Annotated in this window: 16 protein-coding genes; 9 read left to right on the top strand and 7 right to left on the bottom strand. The window is 59.9% G+C overall.

The window, feature by feature from the left end:
• The first annotated feature begins 35 nt into the window (after positions 1–35).
• The 4 genes from RBB75_RS13455 (at position 36) to fdhD (ending at position 5457) form a co-directional block, all read left to right on the top strand.
• On the top strand, positions 36–2252 hold the full coding sequence (locus RBB75_RS13455) for an alpha-N-acetylglucosaminidase (RefSeq protein ID WP_179637266.1): 2217 nt from the start codon (positions 36–38) through the stop codon (positions 2250–2252).
• Between the two features lie 12 nt (positions 2253–2264).
• A complete protein-coding gene (locus tag RBB75_RS13450; RefSeq protein ID WP_179638763.1) occupies positions 2265–3455 on the top strand; it encodes an acyltransferase family protein in 1191 nt (396 codons plus the stop codon).
• A 65-nt stretch (positions 3456–3520) separates the two neighbouring features.
• The gene (locus RBB75_RS13445; RefSeq protein ID WP_179637265.1) at positions 3521–4456 is read left to right on the top strand and encodes a carbohydrate kinase family protein; all 936 of its coding nucleotides are present in this window, start codon (positions 3521–3523) and stop codon (positions 4454–4456) included.
• Positions 4457–4506: 50 nt separating this feature from the next.
• Complete coding sequence (fdhD, locus tag RBB75_RS13440) at positions 4507–5457, top strand: formate dehydrogenase accessory sulfurtransferase FdhD (protein WP_353068361.1); 951 nt, start codon at positions 4507–4509, stop codon at positions 5455–5457.
• A gap of 61 nt (positions 5458–5518) precedes the next feature.
• On the opposite strand, the gene RBB75_RS13435 is transcribed toward fdhD, so the two are convergent.
• The 3 genes from RBB75_RS13435 to RBB75_RS13425 are packed head-to-tail and all read right to left on the bottom strand — an operon-like array spanning position 5519 to position 8928.
• Positions 5519–7114, bottom strand: a complete 1596-nt coding sequence (locus RBB75_RS13435) for a Do family serine endopeptidase (RefSeq protein ID WP_179637263.1) — start codon at positions 7112–7114, stop codon at positions 5519–5521.
• A gap of 33 nt (positions 7115–7147) precedes the next feature.
• Positions 7148–8527: a M56 family metallopeptidase gene (locus RBB75_RS13430; RefSeq protein WP_179637262.1), complete on the bottom strand. Its 1380-nt coding sequence runs from the start codon at positions 8525–8527 to the stop codon at positions 7148–7150.
• On the bottom strand, positions 8527–8928 hold the full coding sequence (locus tag RBB75_RS13425; protein WP_179637261.1) for a BlaI/MecI/CopY family transcriptional regulator: 402 nt from the start codon (positions 8926–8928) through the stop codon (positions 8527–8529). Before RBB75_RS13425 ends, RBB75_RS13430 begins: the two co-directional genes overlap by 1 nt.
• 174 nt (positions 8929–9102) lie before the next feature.
• On the opposite strand from RBB75_RS13425, the gene RBB75_RS13420 reads away from it, so the two are divergent.
• The 3 genes from RBB75_RS13420 to RBB75_RS13410 are packed head-to-tail and all read left to right on the top strand — an operon-like array spanning position 9103 to position 12696.
• Positions 9103–9666, top strand: a complete 564-nt coding sequence (locus RBB75_RS13420) for an SRPBCC family protein (RefSeq protein ID WP_257030857.1) — start codon at positions 9103–9105, stop codon at positions 9664–9666.
• Positions 9663–10622 (top strand): TIGR01777 family oxidoreductase, encoded by a 960-nt coding sequence (locus RBB75_RS13415; RefSeq protein ID WP_179637260.1) that lies wholly within the window; start codon positions 9663–9665, stop codon positions 10620–10622. The genes RBB75_RS13420 and RBB75_RS13415 overlap by 4 nt, the downstream gene beginning before the upstream one ends.
• Positions 10623–10653: 31 nt before the next feature.
• Positions 10654–12696: an EAL domain-containing protein gene (locus RBB75_RS13410; protein ID WP_353068359.1), complete on the top strand. Its 2043-nt coding sequence runs from the start codon at positions 10654–10656 to the stop codon at positions 12694–12696.
• Here RBB75_RS13410 and RBB75_RS13405 read toward each other — a convergent pair.
• Positions 12667–12861, bottom strand: coding sequence for a hypothetical protein (locus RBB75_RS13405; RefSeq protein WP_353068358.1), 195 nt, complete (start codon positions 12859–12861; stop codon positions 12667–12669). The genes RBB75_RS13410 and RBB75_RS13405 overlap by 30 nt on opposite strands.
• A 185-nt stretch (positions 12862–13046) precedes the next feature.
• Between RBB75_RS13405 and RBB75_RS13400 the strand changes: the two genes are divergently transcribed.
• Complete coding sequence (locus RBB75_RS13400) at positions 13047–14423, top strand: ethanolamine ammonia-lyase subunit EutB (RefSeq protein WP_353068357.1); 1377 nt, start codon at positions 13047–13049, stop codon at positions 14421–14423.
• A 425-nt stretch (positions 14424–14848) separates the two neighbouring features.
• Here RBB75_RS13400 and RBB75_RS13395 read toward each other — a convergent pair whose 3' ends face one another.
• Positions 14849–15853, bottom strand: coding sequence for a phospholipase D-like domain-containing protein (locus RBB75_RS13395; protein ID WP_353068356.1), 1005 nt, complete (start codon positions 15851–15853; stop codon positions 14849–14851).
• An 83-nt stretch (positions 15854–15936) separates the two neighbouring features.
• Complete coding sequence (locus tag RBB75_RS13390) at positions 15937–17742, bottom strand: ABC transporter ATP-binding protein (RefSeq protein WP_353068355.1); 1806 nt, start codon at positions 17740–17742, stop codon at positions 15937–15939.
• A gap of 308 nt (positions 17743–18050) precedes the next feature.
• Here RBB75_RS13390 and eutC point away from each other — a divergent pair, with 308 nt between their 5' ends.
• Positions 18051–18842, top strand: a complete 792-nt coding sequence (gene eutC / locus RBB75_RS13385; RefSeq protein WP_353068354.1) for an ethanolamine ammonia-lyase subunit EutC — start codon at positions 18051–18053, stop codon at positions 18840–18842.
• Positions 18843–18972: 130 nt separating this feature from the next.
• On the opposite strand, the gene RBB75_RS13380 is transcribed toward eutC, so the two are convergent.
• Positions 18973–22902, bottom strand: a complete 3930-nt coding sequence (locus tag RBB75_RS13380) for a TonB-dependent receptor (RefSeq protein ID WP_353068353.1) — start codon at positions 22900–22902, stop codon at positions 18973–18975.
• Between the last annotated feature and the right edge of the window lie 149 nt (positions 22903–23051).

Genomic DNA, 23051 nt, shown 5'->3' with positions numbered 1-23051 from the left:
TCCGTCCTCCATGAAACTTCGCTACATTGGTGTGCATGCTTCTAAAGCAGTTCCTCGCAATCCCGTTACTTCTCGTTGGTCTTACGATGCGACCCGCATTCGCATCTGCAGAGCGCTCCACAGCACCCGCTGAAGGCGTGCTTAAGCGTCTCATGCCTCATCTCGCGCCACAGATTCAACTCGCTCTCGTCCCAAAGCCCGCTCACAAAAACTACTTCCGCATCACCGGAACACGAGGCCACATTCGCGTCGAAGCCGCCACGCAACCAACCCTGTTATACGGCGTCAACTGGTATCTGAAGTATGTGGCCCACCTGCAGGTCTCGCCAAACGGCTCTCAACTCGGCTCTCCCAACCCTACCCTCCCCGCACCCGACGCACCCATCGAGAGGCCCGCACTCTACTCCTGGCGCTACGCCCTGAATGAAAACGTCGACGGCTACTCCGCTCCCTACTGGGACGAGCAGCGATGGCAGCATGAGATCGACATCCTCGCTCTCAGCGGCACCAACGCCATCCTCATCGAGCGCGGCATGGACCTCGTCCTCTACCAAACCTTTCGCGACGCCGGCTACTCCGACGAGACCATTCGTAACTGGATCGTCCAGCCAGCGCATCAGAACTGGCAGCTCATGGGCAACATGTGCTGCTTCCAGGGCCCCATCTCGAAGGAACTTCTCGAGAAAAGATCGCGTTCAGCACAACAACTCATCGCAATCCTCCGCAGCCTCGGCATCACGCCCGTGCTGCCCGGCTACTACGGCATCGTCCCCGCGGACTTCGCGTCCCTTCACCCCGGCGCGCACGTCATCACGCAAGGCGACTGGAACGGATTCACTCGCCCCGGCTGGCTCGATCCCCGCGATCCAAACTTCGACAAACTCGCCGTGTCCTTCTATCACCATCAACACGAACTCTACGGCGATTCAACCATCTACGACATGGAGATCTTCCAGGAGGGTGGAGCATCCGGCGACGTCCCGGTTCCAGCCGCTGCAAAAAAAGTACAGCAAGCCCTCATGCGCGACCACCCCAACGCACTCTGGATGTTGCTCGGATGGCAGCAAAACCCAACCCAGGAACTCCTCTCCTCCCTCGACACCAGCCACGTCCTTATCGCCGAGATCGAACAGGGCCGCATCCCTCGCGAGGAGCGTGATAAAGAGTTTCGTGGCGCATCCTGGCTCTACGGCGGCCTTTGGGAGTTCGGCGGCCGCACCACCATGGGAGCACCGCTCTATGATTATGCAGTTCGCCTCCCCAAGATGGCCACGCTCCCCGGCAGCCGCATCGTCGGCACTGCCGTCTTCACCGAAGGCATGGACACCAACCCCTTCGCCTTCGACCTCTACACCGAGATGGCCTGGCACACTGATCCAGTCGACCTATCCGAATGGACCAACGCCTACGCGACCCGCCGCTACGGAGCAGATGACCCACACGCTCGTCGCGCCTGGCAGATCCTTCTCAAAACAGCCTACGGCTACCGAGCCGACGGCAACACACAGCACGGCGAACGCGACGCCTCACAAGACTCCGTCTTCAACTCCCAACCCTCCCTTACCGCAACCCGCGCAGCAACCTGGTCTCCCGATGTCCTGCGCTACAACCCAGCAGACTTCGCCCCCGCACTCACCGAACTTCTCGAAGTCGATTCCGCACTACGCTCCACCGAAACCTACCGCTACGACCTCGTCGACGTAGCCCGCCAAACGATGGCCAACGAGAGTCGTCGCCTCTTGCCGCTGATCAAGCAAGCCTACGACTCGAAAGACAAAGTCGCCTTCGTCAGACTCTCGAAAGAGTGGCTTCACGACATGGAGCTCCAAGACCAGCTTCTCCAGGCCAGCCCCTTCTTCCTCCTCGGCAAGTGGCTCTCCTTCGTCCCACCGTGGGCCTCCTCACCCACAGAGCTCGACCGTCTCAACTACGACGCCCGCTCCATCCTTACCACCTGGGGCGACCGCAAGGCAAGCGAGTACGGCCTCCACGAGTACGGCAACCGCGACTGGGCCGGCCTGACCCGCGACTACTACATGGTCCGCTGGCAGATGTACTTCGATTCGCTCTCTACCGCCCTCGATACGGGCGAAGCCCCGAAGACCATCGACTGGTATGCCTTCGGCGACAGTTGGAATCACAGCCGCAAGACCTACGACGCCGAGCCCCATGGCGACCCCTACGCCGCAGCACTCGACATCGCACGCACCCTTCACCTCGCTCCCACTCAACTATCCGAGGCACACCAGTAAACTATGACGACAATGAACGCACCCTCCGAAACCCCCTGGCCCTCTCTCACCGGCGCCCGTCCAGCGCGCCTCCTCTCGGTAGACTTCCTCCGCGGCCTCACCATCGCCTTCATGATCCTCGTCAACAACAACGGCGATGAGCTCCGCGCCTACTGGCCACTCAAGCACGCCGCCTGGAACGGCTTCACCCCAACCGACCTCGTCTTTCCCACCTTCCTCTTTCTCGTCGGCATCTCGACCGTCTTCTCCACGGCCTCAAGACTCGCGCAAGGCGCCACCCGCCAGTCCCTCTTCCTTCACGTCCTGCGCCGCTCCGTCATCCTCTTTCTACTCGGCCTCCTGGTCAACAGCTTCCCCTTCTTCAACCTCCACACCATGCGCTTTTATGGAGTGCTTCCCCGCATCGCCATCTGCTACTTCCTCATCGCCTCGCTCTATCTCCTCAGCCCCGGCTGGCGCAGCAAAGCAGTTCTAGCTGTTTCGGCACTCGCCATCTACTGGGCCCTCATGCGCTTCGTCGCCGTCCCCGGATACGGTGTTCCCACCCATGACATCCCCCTGCTCGACCGCGACGCCAATCTCACCGCATGGCTCGACCGCCAGATCTTCTCCGCCTCTCATCTCTACGAGCACACCCGCGACCCCGAAGGCCTCCTCAGCACCATCCCCGCCCTCGCGACCGCACTCCTAGGCGTTCTCGCCGGCATCTGGTTACGCACCCAGCGCTCGCTCAATCAGAAGATAATCGGCATCGCCACCGCCGGCCTCACCTGCATTCTTCTCGGTGGACTCTGGAACCTCTCCTTCCCCATCAACAAGAAACTCTGGACCAGCTCTTACGTTCTCTTCGCCGGCGGTCTCAGCCTCTCCCTCTTGGCTCTGAGCCTCTTCCTCGTCGATCTACGCAAAAGCAAATCCACCGCACAAAACGCCACCCAAAATCACGACGGCCTCCTCAAACCCTTCTTCATCTTTGGAACCAACGCCATCGTTGCCTACGTCTTCTCCGAGCTACTGGCAGCCGCACTGTCGAGCATTCCGATGCATCCCGGCGTCAACTTGGCACAATCAATCTTTCGCACAATCCTCCAAGCCGTTCCAAACGTGCCCTTCGCCTCTCTGCTTTACGCCCTCGCGTTCGTCGCCGTCTGCTGGCTCTTCGTAGCCGTACTCTACCGCCGCAAAATCTTCATCAAGATCTAAATCACCTTCAACCACATGCGTCCTGTCGATATCGCAGGACGCGCGATTCCATTTACATTGAAGAGATGACGAAACTGTCGAAGGTCGATCTGGTCGGCGTCGGGCTCAACGCCACAGACACCGTCATCCCCTTGGCAAACTACCCCTCACGCGGCTCCAAGGTCGAGTACCAAACCGCCACCATCCTGCCAGGCGGACAAGTAGCATCGACCGTCGTAGCCTGCCAGCGCTGGGGAATCAAAACCCGCTACGTTGGCAAGCTGGGCGACGACGCAGCCGCCGCTCTTCATCGCGAAGCCTTCGCGCACGCAGGTGTCGAGACACAGATCGTCACAGCCGCAGGCGCAGCCAGCCCACAATCTTTAATCCTCGTCGACGCCGGCGGCGAGCGAACCGTCCTCTGCCGACGAGACGAACGGCTCATCCTCCAGCCAACCGACCTCAATCGCGAGTGGATCGTAAACGCCCGAGCCCTTCACGTCGACGGTCACGACACCGCCGCAGCCACCCTCGCAGCCACCTGGGCCCGCGCCGCCGGCATACCAGTTATCGCCGACTTAGACGAGCTCTATCCCGGCGTGGTAGAACTCATCGAAAACATCGACTACCTCATCGTGAGCCGAGACTTTCCCCGCCGCCTCACCTCGGAGCCCAACCTCGAAAAGGCCCTACAGCAAATCCAACGTCGCTATGGATGCACTCTAGTAGCCGCAACGCTAGGCGAAGAAGGCGTAGTCGCCTGGGATGGCAAGCAACTCCACCACACTCCCGCCTACTGCGTCTCCGTAGTCGACACCACCGGTGCCGGCGACATCTTCCACGCAGGATTCATCTACGGCCTCCTGCAAAACTGGCCCCTGTCGCGCCAACTCGACTTCGCCTGCGCCGCCGCTGCTCTGAACTGCACCGCAGTCGGAGCCAGAGGCGGAATCCAACCCCTCGAAACCATCGAAGATCTAATGAAAACCGGCTCACGACACCACGCACCTCACTACGTCTAAGTCCCTTCCCTAAGCCAACTGTCATGTCGTTCCGAAGGACTCACGCGCTCATGAAGAGCTCCGACCCCACTCAAAATCCGCAGCCAAATTTTCAAACGAATCCGGAGCTAAACCGAGCCACCCACCCGGTCTCCATCGAAAAGGTTCTCGGCCTCAGCTCGCATCACGCCCACGATGCCCTCGCCGTCGAGGAGCCCCTCGAGATACAACTGGCCCACGGCCCTCTCGGCGCACGATCCGTAAAGTCCATCTCCGTCACCATGCGCACACCCGGCCACGACTTCGACCTAGCCGCAGGCTTCCTCATGACCGAAGGAGTCGTGCACGACCCCAACGACATCGACCAGATCGTCTACCTCGCCAACAGCGCCGAACTCCCCGCAGCAAATCTCCAAACACAGAGCGCGCTCCCGTATCGACCAGAAAAAAACGTCGTCCGAGTAGACCTCGCACCCTCCGTAGCCGTAAGCCTCGCCAACCTAGAGCGCAACTTCTACACCACCTCTAGCTGCGGCATCTGCGGCAAAGCCTCTCTGCTAGCACTCCAGACCGTCTGTCCCCCGCGCAGAAAAAACGTCTTTCAAATCGAAACCGAAGTTCTCTATCAGCTCCCAAATCATCTGCGCCAGGCCCAAACCCTCTTCAATCAAACCGGCGGAATCCACGGCGCAGCTCTCTTCAACGCAGCCGGCGAACTCCTCGCCGTACGCGAAGACGTAGGCCGTCACAACGCAGTCGACAAGCTCCTAGGCGCAGAGTTTCTAGCCGACCGCACACCCCTCCGCGACACTCTGCTTCTACTCTCCGGCCGAGCCAGCTTCGAGCTCCTTCAAAAAGCCCTCATGGGCGGAGTCTCCATGGTCGCCTCCGTAGGCGCTCCCTCCAGCCTCGCCGCTCAAGTCGCAAAAGACTTCAACATCGCCCTCGTAGGTTTCCTCCGCGAAGGTCACTTCAACATCTACAACGGTGCTGAACACGTCCTCGGCCATACATCCGACTGAGCACGACACGCAAAAGAAAGGCCGCCGCGATCTCCCGCAGCGGCCCAAGATACATCAGCGATTACATCCCACTCTGGTTCCCTGCATCAGGATGAACCACGCGGTAACTCGCTCCGCCCTGCGACCAGACCAGCAGCAACAGATCCTTCCCAGTAGCATTCGCATGGGCTGCATTCACAAACTGCTCCGCCGAAGTCACAGGATGCCGATCCACTTCAAGAATCACATCCCCGGGAGCAAGGCTCGCATCATCAGCCGGGCTCCCCGGACGGACGCTCTGAATCGCAACCCCCTGCACCTGCGAAGGAATATGCAGTTGCTGCCGCACATCAGGAGTCAACTCAGCCACCGCCAGCCCAAGCTTCCCCTTCTGCGGACCCGCACCCTCACCATTGCTCGCAACCTCAGCATCCTTATGAAACTCGCCGACCTTCACATTCAAAGTCTGTGAAGATCCATTGCGAATGATGCCCAAAGCAATCTGTGTCCCCGGAGTATCTTCGCTCACCGCAACCTGCAGCGCGCCTCCGTTGATCACCTTCTGCCCATTCAGCTCATCGATTACGTCCCCGTTCTTCAGCCCCGCCTGAGCCGCCGGAGAATCCGGTGACACCTGTGTCACAATCGCTCCCGTCGCCTCCTTCAGGTTAAAAAAGCTCGCATTCTCTGGCGTCACATCGTTCATGCTGATCCCGAGATAGCCATGATGCACCGCACCCGTCTTGATCAACTGCTCCGCCGTCGCCCTCACCATCTGCGAAGGAATCGCAAACCCCGCGCCCGCAAATGCGCCGCCGCTCGAGATGATGAAGGTATTGATTCCGACCAGCTCGCCGCGCGCATTCACCAGCGGCCCACCTGAGTTGCCAGGATTGATCGCCGCATCAGTCTGGATATACCCGCCAGGCTTGCGCGCATCATCGCGATAAGGATTCTGCCGATCCACCGCGCTCACAATGCCCCGCGTCACCGAAAACTGAAAGTATCCAAACGGACTACCGAAAGCCAGCACAGTCTGTCCCGGCTTCAGCTTCGTCGAATCACCCCAGGCAATGCTCGGCAGATCATGCGCATCCACCTTGATCACCGCGATGTCGGTCAGAGGATCATGCCCTACCAACTTCGCCTTTAGCACCCGCCGGTCATGCAGCGTCACCTTCATCTCCACCGCGCCATCGACCACGTGATTGTTCGTCACGATATATCCATCCGGCGAGATGATGATTCCGCTGCCAATTCCATGCTCCAGCTGAGGCTGCTGCGGCCGCTGTTGCATCATCCCCGGCGGCAGTTGTCCAAAGAACTGTTGAAGACCCGGCGGCAACGTCTGCCCCTGTCCTTGCTGTGGACCATCTTCCTGATCGCCACCCGTCTCATGCTCCGACTCCGAAGACCCACGCGACGTGACCGCCACATTCACCACCGCAGGCGTAACCCGCGCCGCAACCGCCTCTACCGCGTTGTCCAGCGCAACCAGCGACGAGACACTATTGTCATCCATCGGAGCAGGTGACGCGATCGGTGATGCAATCATTGCCGCATGCACACCATTGTGATGAACGAATATTCCAGCTGCCAGCACCAGAGCCGCGGCAGCACCTGCAGGAACGGCAATCCGTCCTGCCTTACCTACTAATTTATTAGTTTCAAACGACATGATTGATCCTCACGACAGCTCCTACAGCATTGTTTAAAGTTGAATGACCAGCCAACCGCCCGCAGTAGGCACGGCTGCAAACGAAGAAGAAAACACCCGCTCACTCGACACCGTGAGCACCATCCTTGGCTGCGACGACTCCTCCCAAGAGGTCAGCACAACCCATCCCTGCATCTGTTGCGCCCGCCGCATCGCTCGATCCTGCTTCACACGCAGGAGAGCAGCCGACGGCACAGCATGACGTCGCTTGGCAGTTACTGCACTCTTCTGCTGTGGCAACTGCCCAGCCGTCTTCGTCGGCATGGAAGCCTTCAGTAGCGTCTCATGCGCTGCCTCTGCCACCATTGCAGCTGTGCTCGTCCTCGAAGCAGGAAGTGAAGAAGAAAATCCAACCGCCTGATACCCCGCGCTATCCGCAGCGAAATTCCGCGCATCCGCATGCAAAGGAGCCACACCACCGGAGAAGGAAACCACCTGCGGACAGCGCGAAAGCTCAGCCGCACCGCCGACCAGTCCCAGCACCAGCACACACATCACCACGCGAGCCTGCGTCCTGCCCATTCCCTCGCTGCGCCGCAAAATACTATGCACTCTCTGCGCCAGCTCCGACCGTCTCTCCCACGCACCCAGCGAAAGCGCCACTGCTCTCCGTCCAAGCCGCTGCTCCACCAGCCCCGTCAGGCAAGTCGCATAAGCCTTCGGAGCCTTCGTCAATCGCAGCACCGCATCGTCACACGCCAGCTCCCGTTCAAAGCACAGCCTTCGCTCAATCCACAGCAAAGCCGGATTCAGCGGCACCAGCACCAGGCCAATCTTTTGCACTAGGTTCATCCAGTCATCGGCCCGCCGCAGATGCCCCATCTCATGCAGCACAACCTGCTCCAACTCCACCGAAGTAAGCCGCTCATACACCTCAAGCGGAATCAAGATCCGCGGCGAAAAAAATCCAATCACACTCGGCCGGTCCACATCCACCGACGTGCAAAGCGTCACCCCACGCCATCCCGCCGCCACCAGCGAAGAACCCCATCCCGAACCCATCTCCACCGGCGTCGCGCGCTTCCATATCCCGCGCAGCTGCACCGCACCCATCGCCAGCCTCACTGCGCGCACCAACGAAACAGCCAGCCACAGCCCAGCAATCGCGAAGCTCCAACGCACATCTACATGCACCACTGCGCCAGCCGCCTCACCACCAGCATTCGCTCCATAAGCATGAAGCAACGGCAGCAACGCCAGAACCGCAAATACCGCGGTCCACACTGCAAACCGGATCGCCGCTGTCGTCTTCGGCATCAGCCGCAAACACATCCCCACACCAGCCGCCAACACCAGCCCCTGCCACAACCCCGACACCACCGACCCAGCCGCAACGCGCGACAGACCCTCGGCACCATGCAGAAAGTTCACCATCACAGCTCATCTCCCGCGCGGTCATCCGCAGCCGCCGCAATCGCCTCTTTCAACCGCTGTAGCTCTTCCGCCGTAACCTCGTCATCCCCCAGCAGCGACAGCAGCAGCTTCTCTCTCGAGTTCCCAAAGAACCGCTGCATCATGTGACGAACCTCCGACCGGCTCGCCTCCTGCTCCGCAACGCACGGACTATACAGAAAAGCCCTGCCCTCCTGCCGATGCCGCACATACCCCTTCTGCTCCAGGATCCGAATCGTCGTCAACACCGAGTTGTAAGCCAGCGCCGCCCCCTCGGGCATCGCAGCCACCAGCTCCCCCACAGCCGACTCGCCACGCGCCCACAAGATCTTCATGAGCCGTAACTCAGCCTCGGTCAACGTGATGGACTTCTTTGGCGGCATACCCTCTCATAGCTCAGCCATCTCTCAACGGAAAGTGGCCGAAATTGACTCAAAGGAGAGACGACCAACTAATCCATTAGTTAGCACAGCCACAAAATTATCTCGTCCCCAAGCCACTCCATCCGAAAGCACCTTCGTGGCACATTTACTCTTGTTGGGAGGGCGACACCGACGATGATCCACATCGACGAGATCACAACGATCGCTGCCCCCATCCAACGCTGCTTCGATCTCTCCCGCAGCGTTGAAGTCCATCTCCTCGCCAACATCCACTCCGGCGAACAGGCCCTCGCGATTGGCGGTCTGACCTCCGGCCTCACCGACCTCTCCGACCAGGTCACTTGGCGCGCCAAACACTTCGGCACCTGGCAAAATCTCACCAACGAAGTCACCGCCATCGAACCACCAACCTACTTCCAGGTCACCATGACCAAGGGAATCTTCCGTTCCATGCAGGCAGATCACATCTTCCGCACCCTTCCCTCCGGCGAAACCAAAATGCAGGATCTCCTCCGCATCGCCGCGCCACTTCCTATCCTCGGTCCTCTGGCCGAATTGCTCTTTCTCCGCAGCTACATGCTGTCGCTCGTCCGCGAACGAAACGCAGTCATCAAACAACTCGCCGAATCCTCCGACTGGCAGCGTTATCTGCCAACCCAGAGCGATCCGCCACCACTCCAGACCGCACCCGCGACCACAGCGACGGACCAAACAGCACACAGGCAAACGCGCTCATGAAGATCGTCATTCCCGGCGGCACCGGCCAGGTAGGCCACATCCTCGCCCGTCATTTTCACAACCAGGGCCACACCGTCATCGTCTTCAGTCGCACCCCCCACACCGCTCCCTGGCGAATCGTCCCATGGAACGGCCTCACCACCGGCCCATGGGTCGCCGAACTCGAACAAAGCGACGTCTGCATCAACCTCGCCGGCCGCAGCGTCAACTGTCGTTACACCCCCGCCAACCGCCGCGCCATCTTCGACTCTCGCGTCCTCTCCACAAAAATCCTCAGCGAAGCCATCGCCTCCCTCAAACACCCACCCACCGTCTGGCTCAACGCAAGTACCGCCACCATCTATCGCCACTCCCTCGATCGCCCCATGGACGAGGCCACCGGCGAACTCGGCGGCAACGAGCCCGGCGCACCCGATACCTGGAACTTCTCCATCGAAGTAGCCAAAGCCTGGGAGTCCTCTTTCTTCGCGAATCCGCTCCCACGCACCCGCAAAGTCGCCTTACGCAGCGCGATGACCTTCAGCCCCGACCCTGGAGGAGTCTTCGACGTCTTTCTCAATCTCGTTCGCCACGGCCTCGGAGGCACCAACGCACCCGGCACTCAATTCGTCTCCTGGATCCACGAGGCCGACTTCCTCCGCGCCGTCGAGTTCCTCATCGCCACCCCATCCCTCACCGGCCCAGTCAACCTCGCCTCACCAAATCCCCTCCCCAATCGCGACTTCCTCCATATCCTTCGCGAAGCCTGGGGCACTCGCATCGGTATACCCACAGCGCCGTGGATGCTCGAGATCGGCACCTTCCTCCTGCGCACCGAATCTGAGCTCGTCCTCAAAAGCCGCCAGGTCATCCCCGGCCGTCTCCTCAACGTCGGCTTCCAGTTCACCTACCCCGACTGGCCCTCCGCCGCCCGCGATCTTGTCGCCCGATGGCGATCCCAGAAATTCCCTGTATAACTTGCATCCGGGCCGTAGTATCGTCGTTGCCATGGCTGCTGAAGACGCGAACGATCTGCGTAGAGCGCTTGAGAAGAACGAAATTATCCCGTATTTTCAACCTCTGGTAGAGCTGCGCACAGGACTGCTCAGCGGATTCGAAGTCCTCGCGCGCTGGCAGCATCCCAACCGCGGCCTCATCACCCCCAACGAATTCATCCCACTCGCCGAAGACGCCGGCCTCAACGGTCTACTCACCGGAAATCTCCTCCGAGCCGTATTCGCCGCCGCCCAAGACATCCCCGGACATCTCACCCTCTCAGTCAACATCTCCCTCACCCAGCTCACCGACTTCTCCCTCCCCAAACACATCCGCGCCGCCGCCGAGCAAGCCAGCTTCCCCCTCAACCGCCTCATCCTCGAGATCACCGAGAGCGCCCTCGTCGCCAACACCGAGCAAGCCTACCGCATCGCCACCGAACTCAAAGAGCAAGGCTCCCGTCTCGCCCTCGACGACTTCGGCACCGGCTACTCCAGCCTCCGCCACCTCCAGTCCCTCCCCTTCGACGAGCTCAAAATCGACGCCAGCTTCGTCCGCTCCATGGGCCACACCCGCGAGAGCCGCAAGATCGCCGCCGCCATCGTCGGCCTCGGCAACAGTCTCAGCCTCACTACCGTAGCCGAAGGCATCGAAAGCCAGACCACAGCCGACATGCTCCTCTGGCTCGGCTGCGACCTCGGACAGGGCTGGCTCTACGGTCGCCCCGTCCCCCCCGAGCAACTCCCCGAAGTCCTCGCCGCCAGACTCGACCCAGCCCCTCCAATCCCCGAGCCGCGCTCTCCCGCAGCCGACTCCACCCTTCCCCTCCGCCTCGAAGCTCTTCCCACCCAACGCCTCGCCCAGCTCAACGCCATCTACGACGGTGTCCCCGTCGGCCTCTGTTTTATCGACCGCAACCTGCGTTACGTCAGCGTCAACAAGCGCCTCGCCGAGATGCATCACCTCCCCGTAGCCGCCCACCTCGGCCGTTATGTCTCCGAAGTCATGGCCTCTGTCTTCCCCCTCTGCGAGCCCTACCTGCTGCGCGCCCTCAACGGCGAAGCCAGCAACAACCTCGAAATCTGCTACCCCGACCCCAACCCCCTCAACGAAAAACGCACCCACCTCATCTCCTTCCACCCCGCCCGCGATGAGGCCAACGAAGTCATCGGCATCTCCGTCTCAGTCGTCGATATCACCCGCCGCAAGCAGGCCGAGCAAGCCCTCGCCGAAAGCGAAGACCACTTCCGCCACACCGTCGAGCTCAACCCTCAGGTTCCCTGGACCGCCGACCCCAACGGGGTCATCCTCGACGTCAGCGCACGATGCGAAGAGATCACCGGCATCTCGAAGTACGAGATGATTCATGGCGGCTGGCCGCGCATCGTTCACCCCGACGACCTTCCGTGCGCAATCGACCAGTGGTACGAGTCGGTCCGCACCGGAGTCGTCTACGACTCGGAGTACCGCATCCTCAGCCGGGACGGCGCCTGGCGCTGGATGCGGTCCCGCGCCTCGCCGCGCCGCGACGAACAGGGAAAGATCACCCGCTGGTACGGTACCGTCGAAGATGTCGACGACCACAAACGCGCCGAAGAGGCTCACCGCCGCAGCGAAGCCCGCCTTCAGGCAGTCTTCGATGCAGTTCCAGTGGGTCTGGTCATCGCAGAAGCTCCCCATGGCAACGTCGTCATGAGCAACCCGCGCGCGGAAGATATTCTCCGCACCGCCGTCGCTCCACCGTCCCTGATCGACGACTTCTACACCGCGCCGCAAACCTTCGAGCCGCGCCACACCACTCGCCGCGAGACCGAGTACCCTCTCGCCAACGCCATCATGAAAGGGGAAACTCTAGGTCCAGAGCAGCACCTCCGCCACTACAGCGACGGCACCAGCGCCTGGATCAGCCTCACCGCAGTTCCCATCATCGACAGCGATGGAAGAGTCTCAGGCGGCGTCGTCACCATCCAGGACATCGACAAAGACAAACGCGAGATGCAAAACCTCTCCGACCTCAACTCCGTTCTAAAAACAAAACTCGAAACCCATCGATAGATCTGCAATATCGTCACTCCGTTGCAGTTGTTTTTTTGTTTGCAGTTGCGGTTGTCGTTGCAGTGCAGTTGCAGTTGTCGTTGTCTGCTCTTTTGTTGTCATTCCGCAGCGCAGCGGAGGAATCTGCTTTTGTTTTTCTTCACCAAACACAAGCTTTTTCTTCACCAAACACATGCTCTGTCATTCTGAGCGCAGCGAAGAATCCCCGCATTTGCTTTTGCCGTTGTCTGTTTCTGAAATCCCCGACAAAAGCAGCTATCGAGAGTACCCAAGCCGCCAACTCCCGACCAACAAGAAGACCTGCTCGCAGTGCAGACCGGTTCCCATCCAACCTGCTAGCGTAGTACCCAATGGCCCACGCCCACACCATAGCGAGTGTCCGCTACACCTTCGACTCCCTCGCCGATCTCCTCGCCAAAGCCACCCCCGCCCGCTCCGGCGACGAGCTGGCAGGCATCGCCGCCACCACCGCCCAGCAACGCGTAGCCGCGCAGCACGCCCTCGCCGATCTCCCCCTCACCCACCTCATCAACCAACCCATCATCCCCTACGAGACCGACGAAGTCACTCGCCTCATCCTCGACACCAGCCGCACTCCCGCCGCCACCACCGCCTTCGCCGCAATCTCCAGCCTCACCGTAGGCGAACTCCGCGACCACCTCCTCTCCGACGAAGCTACTACCGCCAGTCTCACCGCCCTCGCCCCCGGTCTCACCCCGGAGATGGCCGCCGCCGTCTCCAAACTCATGCGCCTGCAAGACCTCATCCTCGTAGCCCGAAAAATATCCGTAGTTACAAAGTTCCGCACCACCGTAGGCCTGCCCGGCCACCTCTCCACCCGCCTCCAACCCAATCACCCCACCGACTCGCCCCGCGGAATCGCCGCCTCCATCCTCGACGGCCTCCTCCTCGGCTCCGGCGACGCCGTCATCGGCATCAACCCCGTCTCCGACAACGTCGCCACCCTCACCAACCTCCTCCACCTCATCGATCACATCCGCCGCCGCTATGAGATCCCCACCCAATCCTGCGTCCTCGCCCACCTCACCACCCAGATGCAGGCCATGCAGCAGGGCGCACCACTCGACCTCCTCTTCCAATCCATCGGAGGCACCGAAGCCACCAACACCAGCTTCGGCATCAAACTCGCCCTCCTCGAAGAAGCCCACCAGCAAGCCCGCAGCCTCAACCGCGCACCCGAAAATTCCACCCCCAACATCATGTACTTCGAAACCGGTCAGGGCAGCAGCCTAAGCGCAGGCGCCCACCTCGGAGCCGGAGGCCAAGCCATAGACCAGCAGACCCTCGAAGCCCGGGCCTACGCCGTAGCCCGCCACTTCAACCCCATGCTCGTCAACACCGTCGTAGGCTTCATCGGCCCCGAGTACCTCTACGACGGCAAGCAGATCCTCCGCGCCGGCCTCGAAGACCACCTCTGCGGCAAGCTCCTCGGCCTCCCCATGGGCTGCGACATCTGCTACACCAACCACGCCGAAGCAGACCAGGACGACATGGACGCTCTCCTCACCATGCTCGGCGCCGCGGGCGTCAACTACATCATGGGAGTCCCCGGAGCCGACGACATCATGCTCAACTACCAGAGCACCTCCTTCCACGATGCCCTCTACCTCCGCCGCCTCCTCAACCTCCGCCCCGCCCCCGAGTTCGAAGCCTGGCTCAACACCACCGCCCCCCACCGCCTCCACCTGCCAGCCATGCTCCCCTGACGAACTTGCCTTCTAACCTCTTTCTTTCTGAGCGAAGTGAAGAGAGCCGCATCTGCCGTTGCCTGATCTTAGCCACGCAGCCACAATCCATCGGGTGCCCCATCCATCGCGCACTTTGCGATGGGTGGGAATGTAAACTCTTCCCTAGCCATCTTTTACACTTGCACTTGCTTTTATCTCTGCCGTTGCTTGTCTTTTTGCTTGTCATTCCGCAGGGATCTGCTCTTTTGCACTTGCCTTTGCAAGTTGCTCGTTCTTCACCTCCCAAAAAAATCGTCATCTCGACCGAAGGCGGCGCACTTTGCCGCCGCAGTGGAGAGACCCCGCATTTCGCTCACGCCACTTGGATCTTCCAGGAAGGCAAAACTACCGAGTGCCCCAATCTCGATTTTAAGATGTGGGCACACGCGCGAAGGCGCGAACCCTCAGCACTTCTTACCACCCTTGTGCGTCTCCAGCGCCAGATCCTCCGCAACATTAGGATCGTACTGCCCCAACTCCGCCAGCAGCCCCTCATCACTCAAATCCAGCCGCTTCGAGTTCTCCCAGTCATGCCGAACCGTCTTGAGTAACCGCTCAATAATGTGCTCATCCCGCACCTCGATCGCCAGCTCCCGCCGGCTATCAAAGCTCCCCGGCGCAAGATTGATCGACCCAATGATCGCCCGCGCATCATCGGCCAGCAACAGCTTCGCATGCAGCTTAATATGCTTCAGCTTGTGAATCTTTACGCCAATATCTTCCAACACCCTCAGCCCGCTCACACCCTCAATCAACTTGTCCTTCTTCAGCTTGTGCGGAGGCCGCGCCATAATATGAACCTTCACCCCCCGCTGATTCGCCCTCACCAGGTGTTCAATGATCGTCGGATCCTGGTATCGCTCATTCTGCAGCCACAGCGACTCCTTCGCCTCATCGATCAACTGCCCCAGGCGCTGCCGCCCATTGCCGATACACCAGATCAGGTGAGAGTGATCTCCCGCCTTGAACTCCTCCCGTTTCCAGTCCGCGTCAAAGCACTCCATCACCTCTTCGACCTCGTGCTTATGCGTCGTCACAATCGCATAGTCCCGCGTCTCGGTAAGATTCTTCGTCTCCCAGTTCAGTGACTCCACAAACGCCATCCGGTCATCGATCACCATCGACTTCTCATGCGTCAGGTCGAAGCACGGATTGCTATCCAGCACCTCGATCCCCGCGTCCGTCAACGCAATCCGCGACTCGCCGTTCTCCTTCTCGCCATCCCGCCTCTCCGGATTCAGCATCACCCGCACGTTCACCCCACGCTGATGTGCCTCCATCACAGCCTGCAACAAAGTCGGATCCGAAAACACAAACATCTTTACCCGGATCGACTCCTTCGCCCCATGAATAGCGTCCAGAATCGGTTGAGCAGAATCATCAGGTAAAACAATCACTGAGCGCGACATAGTCTCTTCCCTCAACTGCTAATTTCAGGAACCGGCGTTGATCTCTTCTACAGCCTTTCACCGCCCAACACAACTATCCACATCTACGCCGTCACCTTGTCCAGCCCTCCGTCGAACTGCGTCCGATGCAGCGCCGCATAGATCCCATTCACCGCCATCAACTCCTCATGCGTCCCATTCTCCGCCACCACACCGCCGTCGATCACAATAATCTGATTCGCATCCCGAATCGTACTCAACCGATGAGCAATCGCAATCACCGTCCTTCCCTCCATCAACTTTTCCAGCGCATCGATCACCAGCTTCTCCGACTCGCTGTCCAGCGCCGCCGTCGGCTCATCCAGAAGCAGAATCGGGCTGTTCCTTACCATCACCCGCGCAATCCCAATCCTCTGCCTCTGCCCGCCCGACAGCGTCGATCCCCGCTCCCCCACCATCGTCTCGTACCCCCGCGGCATCTTCGCAATAAACTCATCCGCATTCGCCAGCTTAGCCGCCGCAATCACCTCTTCCTTCGTAGCCGCTGGACGCCCAAACGCAATATTCTCTGAGATCGTCCCGCGAAACAGTACGGTGTCCTGCAGCACATACCCAATCTTGTCGCGTAGCGACTTCAACTTGTACCCCCGCACATCCTCACCATCAATCTTCACCACCCCCGACTGCACATCGTAAAACCGCGGAATCAAACTCACCACCGTCGACTTCCCACTCCCAGTCGGCCCCACAATCCCGACAAACTGCCCGGCCCCAATCTTGAAGCTCACATCCGTCAAAATCGGAGTCTCCGGATCATACCCAAACGCCGCATGCTCAAACTCAATCGCCCCCGCCACCGTCTCCGGCGCAAGCCCATCCTCTTTCTCCGGAATAATCGTGTCCGTCTCCAGAATCTCCCGAATCCGCTCCGCCCCCACCGCCGCCTGCGCCACCGCATTCGTCGTCGTCGCCAGGTCCTTCACCGGCTTGAAGAACTTCGCCAGGTAAGCCAGATACACCGTCAGTTCTCCCACCGTCATCGTCTTCGCCAGAATCAACGCCGCCCCGCGCCATAGCACCACCGCCGTGCACAACGCCACCGTAATCGTCACCACCGGCGACAGCAGCGCCTTCACGCTCCTCGCCTTCAACGCCGCGCTCACCGTCGCCTGGCTCACCAGCTTCAACTGCGCCTGCTCCGTCTCCTCCTGCCCAAACGCCTTCACCGCCTGGATCGATTCCAGCCCCTGCTGCACCACCGCAACAATCTCGCTCTGCTCCTTCCGAACCTCATGCGTCGCCTTCTTCACCGCCTTCTTGAACCGCGAAACAAACAGCAGCAGAAACGGCGTCACCCCCACAGCAATCAATGTGAAGTCCCAGTTCAGCCAGAACATCAACCCCAGCATGCAGACAATCGTCAGCAGATCCACCAGAATGTTCAAAGTCGAAGACGAAGCAAACCCCTCAATCGTCTGAATATCCGCCGTAATCGTGCTCAGAATCGTTCCCGTAGCATGCGTGTTGTAGTACCCCAGCGAAAGCCGCTGCAGATGCTCATACATCTTCATCCGCAGATCATGCGCCACCCACTGGCCCACACTCTCCGTATAGTAGTTGTCAATATAAGAAGCCACCGCACCCAACAGCGAAATCACCACAAACGCTAACGCCGCCAGCGCCGCCACATGCAGCCTCGACTCATGCAGCCTCGCCCCACTATCCAGCAGCGGCCCAATCAACCGGTGCAGCCACGGAGCCATCTTATGATCGCCCACCACATTATCCAGAATGATCTTCAGCGGCCACGGCGTCGCAAGACTCATCACCGTCTCCACCAGCATCGCCAGAAAGATCCCCACCAGCGTGCCGCGATAAGGCCGAATTAGACTGCCAATAAACCGCAACATAAGAAGGCGCCGTTCCTTTTCCTCAACCTCGATGCAGACAAACATCCTACCGGAACACCAAACTCAACGGCACAAGCCTTCCATCCGTACACCGGCAACATCTACCAGCAACTCCGCCACTTCACAAACCATCCACCACCGGGTGCCCCATCCTTTCGCAGTCTCATCGCGATAGGGTGGGGTATTCGCGTCGGCCAGGCGCGAACCGCCTTTCTCCCAAACCCACTCACGAACAAAGCACCATAAAATTCCAACCCTCAAAGCAAATCAAACAACCCAGCATCCCACCCTCCGGATCACAATCCATCATGCCCAATCACGATAGCAACGAACCTGAGATAGATCGCCACGCCACGTCGGCCACCACGCCAGCCACCACCCTGCGCAGCTACACCCCGGCCCGCGTCGCCCTCCGTCGCACCGGCGTCAGTCTCGCCACCACAGAGATCCTCGACTTCCAGCGAGCCCACGCCCAGGCCCGCGACGCCGTCCACGCCGCGCTCGACCCCGAACTCCTCGCCCAGCGCCTGCGCTACGAACTCCCCTCCCTGGCCGCCCCAATCCTCACCCTCGCCAGCGCCGCCCCCAATCGCACCACCTACCTCCGGCGCCCCGACCTCGGCCGCACCCTGACCCCGGCCTCCGCCGCTCTCCTCCACCCGTCCCCCTGCGACATAGTCATCGTTTTGGCCGATGGCCTCTCCGCCACCGCAGTCGAGCGCCACGCCCTCCCCCTCCTCGCCGCGCTCCTCCCCGCTCTTCCGCCAAACCAAACCCTCGGCCCAATCTGCATCGCCACGCAAGCCCGCGTAGCCATCGCCGACCACATCGGCTCCCTCCTCCACGCCCGTCTCTCTCTCATCCTTATCGGCGAGCGCCCCGGCCTCAGCTCCCCCGATTCCCTCGGCGCCTACCTCACCTGGAACCCCGCCCCCGGCCGTACCGACGCCGACCGCAACTGCATCTCCAACATCCACACCGCCGGCTTAGACTACGCTACCGCTGCCACCCGCATAGCCTTCTACTGCGCCGAAGCCAATCGTCTGCAGCTAACCGGCACCGCCCTGAAAGAGATCACCCAGCCCCAACTGAATCCCTGAAAGGCAGTAGCGCAGCCCCGCTCATCCCGACCAAAGGGAGGGCCATTGCAGCACTTCCACCAAGACAAGGTATACGCGTCACGAAGTGACCGCCTCCCGCGCAGGGAGCCCGTCCGGCAGGACAGCCTTCCTAAAATAAAAACCGCAGCGCCATCTGTATCTGTCGCGGACTTCCAATCGTATGCGTCACAGTACCCAGCCCACTTGGACAGTTGTAAAAGCTCCCGGTGTTTGGGGGAGGCGTTGTATTGCAGCCGGTCGGCAGAACTGGCGTTCCAGCCTGCGGGAAGCCGTTGTAGTTTACGTTCTGCGCCACCTCGTTACCCGGCACATCGAAGCTGCTCGTATTCGTCAGGTTATAAACATCGAACGTATACGTGAGGCTGTATCGCTCCGAGAACTTCGTCACCTTCATCAGAGAAGCATCCGCACGCTTCTGGAAAGCCTGGCGGAAGATGTTTCGCTGACCAGTGGTAAAGCCGGTCTCATAAGGATCTGAGGTAGGAACCGCGCCGCTCAGTCCACCTGCCTGCAGCACAGGAATCGTGAAGCACGAGGCGTTGAGCGCAGGGATAGATTCGTTACCGGCAGTTTCGAACGCGCCCGAGTGGCCCGTCGTGGCATTCTTCGCCGTGCAGCCGGCAGCCAGCGGAACAATCGGATTCGTAATGCCGTTGCTGACTCCGTAATAGATGCTACCCACGGCGCCGCTGAAGTCGATCACGCTATACGGTTGACCACTCTGCAGAATCGTCAGTCCCACCAGCGACCAGCCGTTCGTGAAATAGCTCTCAACATTGTGGCGGTGAACGAAGTCCGGCAGCCTGTAGACGTAGTTGAAGTTGATGACATGTGTGCGATCAAAGTCGGCCGAAGCATATCCGTCGCGCAGGTTCACCGGGTTGTTGCCGTTATAGAACAGGCCCAGCCCGCTCTGTTCGTCCAGCGCATGGGAGTACGTGTAAGAGGCAGCCACCTGGACCCCGTGGCTCATGCGCTTCTCAACATGTGCCGTCAGTGCATTGTAGGCATCCACACCCGCCGCCTTGTATGAGATCGACTCTGCCGCATATCCGATGTAAGGAACGCGATGATCGATGTTGCCGCCCTCGTAGTCGAAATCATAACCGCTTCCGTCCGGCAAATTGGCGCCGCCGACGTTATAGCCATAGGAATACTTCTCCCCATGAATCGTGGCGCTTGGCGAAGCAATCCCGGGCTGGTTGAACGGAACCGGAATCACCTGATGCCGCCCCAGATTACCCACGTAGCCCAGCGTGATCGCAAGGTCATTGCGTGGCTGCCACTGAATATCGAGCGTGTAGTTGAACGTATAAGGCAGCTTGTTCGCGCGATCGTAGACGCCCAGCGAGATCGGCTGCCCGCCATTGCTGATGCTCGCAATATTCGGCAGGTAGTTGCTCAGATCCGAAGACTTCGGGTTCGTCGGAGGAGCATTCTGAACATTCGTGTAAGGATTCGCCAGGTTGCCCGTAGCCGCCGTCGGCGCAGCGACAGGTGGGGAGATGCCGCCGCCTCCGCCGCAGGTCGGAATGTAGTAGCTGTAAAGGCTTTGCACCGGGCAGCTCTGTGCCGTCACAAACGGAAGCTGCTGATTCACCCCGAAAGGCCCGCCAGTGACGGTTCCGATCGCATAGCCAGGCGAGAAGTAGCTGAACAGTTCGCCGCGGTCGTAGTACATCCCGAAGCCCGAACGCACTACCACCTTCCCCGCGAACCTCTCCGGCTGCCACGCCGCGCCCAACCGCGGACCAACTCCCCACTGACGGCCCGTCAGTGTCGTCGGGCTCACGCCAGTGGTCCCGTTCCTGTTATTGCTCGCAATAATGAAGCCCGGATTGACGATCGTATCCGACGCCTCGTTGTAGCTATAAAGCGTTGGGTCGAAGTTGAAGATCCGTCCGTTCTTCTCCGTCAGGCCGCCGTTCCAGTCGTAGCGCACCCCTGCGGTAATCGAGAGCGTAGGCGTAAATTGAAACTTATCCTGCACATAACTTCCCACCTGGTTCGCCCGGTAGTAACGGCTCGCATCGCCCTGCAAAAACGAGCTTACATAAAACGACGTCGAAGAGCTGCCCGGCGTCACATACCCCTGCGCATAGGCGCTCAAATCGTCGGTCGCGACCGTGCCGGTGCCGGTACGCTTGTCGATCGTGTTCAACTGCGTGTAGCTATAGCTCGTTCCAAACGTGACCGTGTGCTTGCCCAGCGTCCAGATAGCGTTGCCCGAAGGCTGCCAGCGATTCTGGAAGGCCCCCGTGTTCGGTGCCTGCCCCTCCGCATTGGGACCAATGTTTAGGATCCCCGTGCTCACCAGGCCATACTGGCTCTGAGCGCTGCCCAGCACATTCACAATCGACACGCCGGGAAAGTAATTCGATCCAAACTCATTGATCGAAACCGTACCCTGCGAACCTCCGGGAATTGCACTCGGCCCGAAAGGCTGCTCATTATCCACCCACGTCTTCTCGCGAAGAAACCCTAAGCTCTCCGTCGTACTCAGGTTCGACTTCACTAGATAGGTGTTGATGATCGAAAAAACCTGTGCGCCCGAGTCGAGGTGTTCGGTAAATCCCGGAACACTGGAGTACGCATAAGGAGCAAGCGTCGGATCGTGCTGATAGAAGTACTTCAGCGCCAGTGTGTCTCTGCTTGAGATGTTGTAGTCAAGATTGGCCACCGCCATATCCGCCTTGAATCGGCCAGTCCCCGGAAGAAAAGCGTTGTAAGGATGCGAGGCCGACATGCCCGACGATCCCGTGTCATTCGGCACAAGCCACTTGCCCGGCTCACCAGGAAGCGAAGGCGAGTTGAACAGAGCCAGCGCAGTTTGATCAATGTTGGCAGCGGTAAGACCCGTACCAAAGGAACCGTTCACCATGTTCGCAAAACCCGCGGCATCGCGATTGTTATCCGACAAGCCCACCGGCACATTGATAAAGTTATCGCCAATCTCCGAATCCGACACCTGCAGGTGCTGATACGACACAAACCCGAACAGCTTGTTCTTGAGAATCGGACCGCCAAACGTGCCCCCTGCAATGTACCGATGCAGTTCAGGATTCTCATCCTTCCGATCATTCGCAAGCAGCGGATTATTCTTCAAGAAGAACGGCGCTGCATTGATCCAGTTCGTTCCACGACGCCCATACGCCGTCCCGTGATACGAGTTGGTGCCCGAAGCAGTATTCACATCGATGTGCGCCCCCGAAGTAGAACCCTGTTGCGCGTCATACATCGACGCGTTCACCCGAACCTCCTGGATCGACTCCGGCGCTGGCGTCGGAATCGCGTTCCCGATTGAAAGATAGACCGAGGCGACCGTCTGAATCACTCCCGCGCCGCCTTGCGTGGTCGAGGCGCCAGTGCTATTGATCACCCGCTGCGAACCGACCTGGCTCGTACTCTTCCCATTGAACAAGCTGCTCGCGTCCACGCCGTTGATCGAGAAGCTATTGCTCGTATCTCGTTGTCCATTCGCCCAGATCGGCAGATTCCCCAGCCCCGACTGCGCCCCCGTCCCACCCGGCAGCTCCGCATTCACCCCCGGCGACAGAATCGCCAGCCCCGTAAAACTCCCCGTAGGCTGCGGTATCGACTCGATCTGCGCCTTATCCAGAATGTATCCGTTCGTAGTGTCCACCGCGTTCAGCAGCGGCACCGCATCCACGCTCACCACCGTATTCACCGCGCCCACACTCAAACTTGCATTCACCGTTCCCGTGCGGTCGCTCTGCACAGGAACCACACTCATCTTCTGCGTCTGAAACCCTTCCTTCGTAAACGAAAGCGTATAAGTCCCAATCGGCAGATTCGCAAAGTCATAAAACCCATTGCTCCCCGCGGTCTGGGTCCGCGTCAAACCCGTCTGGTCCCCCACCACCGTCACCACGGTCCCAGGCAGAATTCCACCCTGAGCATCGGTCACCACCCCCGTCAGGCCGCCAAGCGTCTGCTGCCCAAACACAGGACAAACCAGAAGAAGACAAGCCATCTGGCAAACAACAACGAGGAAGAAAAAACGCGAACGCTTCGTCATAATCTCTGGCTCCTGAAGTAATGCAGCTTGAACCAAAACAAGTTTTTTGCCTGAAAATGACCGATCAGCAAAGACACCTATGCAGCGATGCAGCGCCGCGAACCCGCGGTGACGACACCCAGGCAACTGTGAACTTAAACTTCGATACA

Origin of the sequence: Tunturibacter empetritectus (assembly GCF_040358985.1) — a bacterium.
GTDB lineage: Bacteria > Acidobacteriota > Terriglobia > Terriglobales > Acidobacteriaceae > Edaphobacter > Edaphobacter empetritectus.
This window is presented reverse-complemented; position numbering and strand designations above follow the sequence as displayed.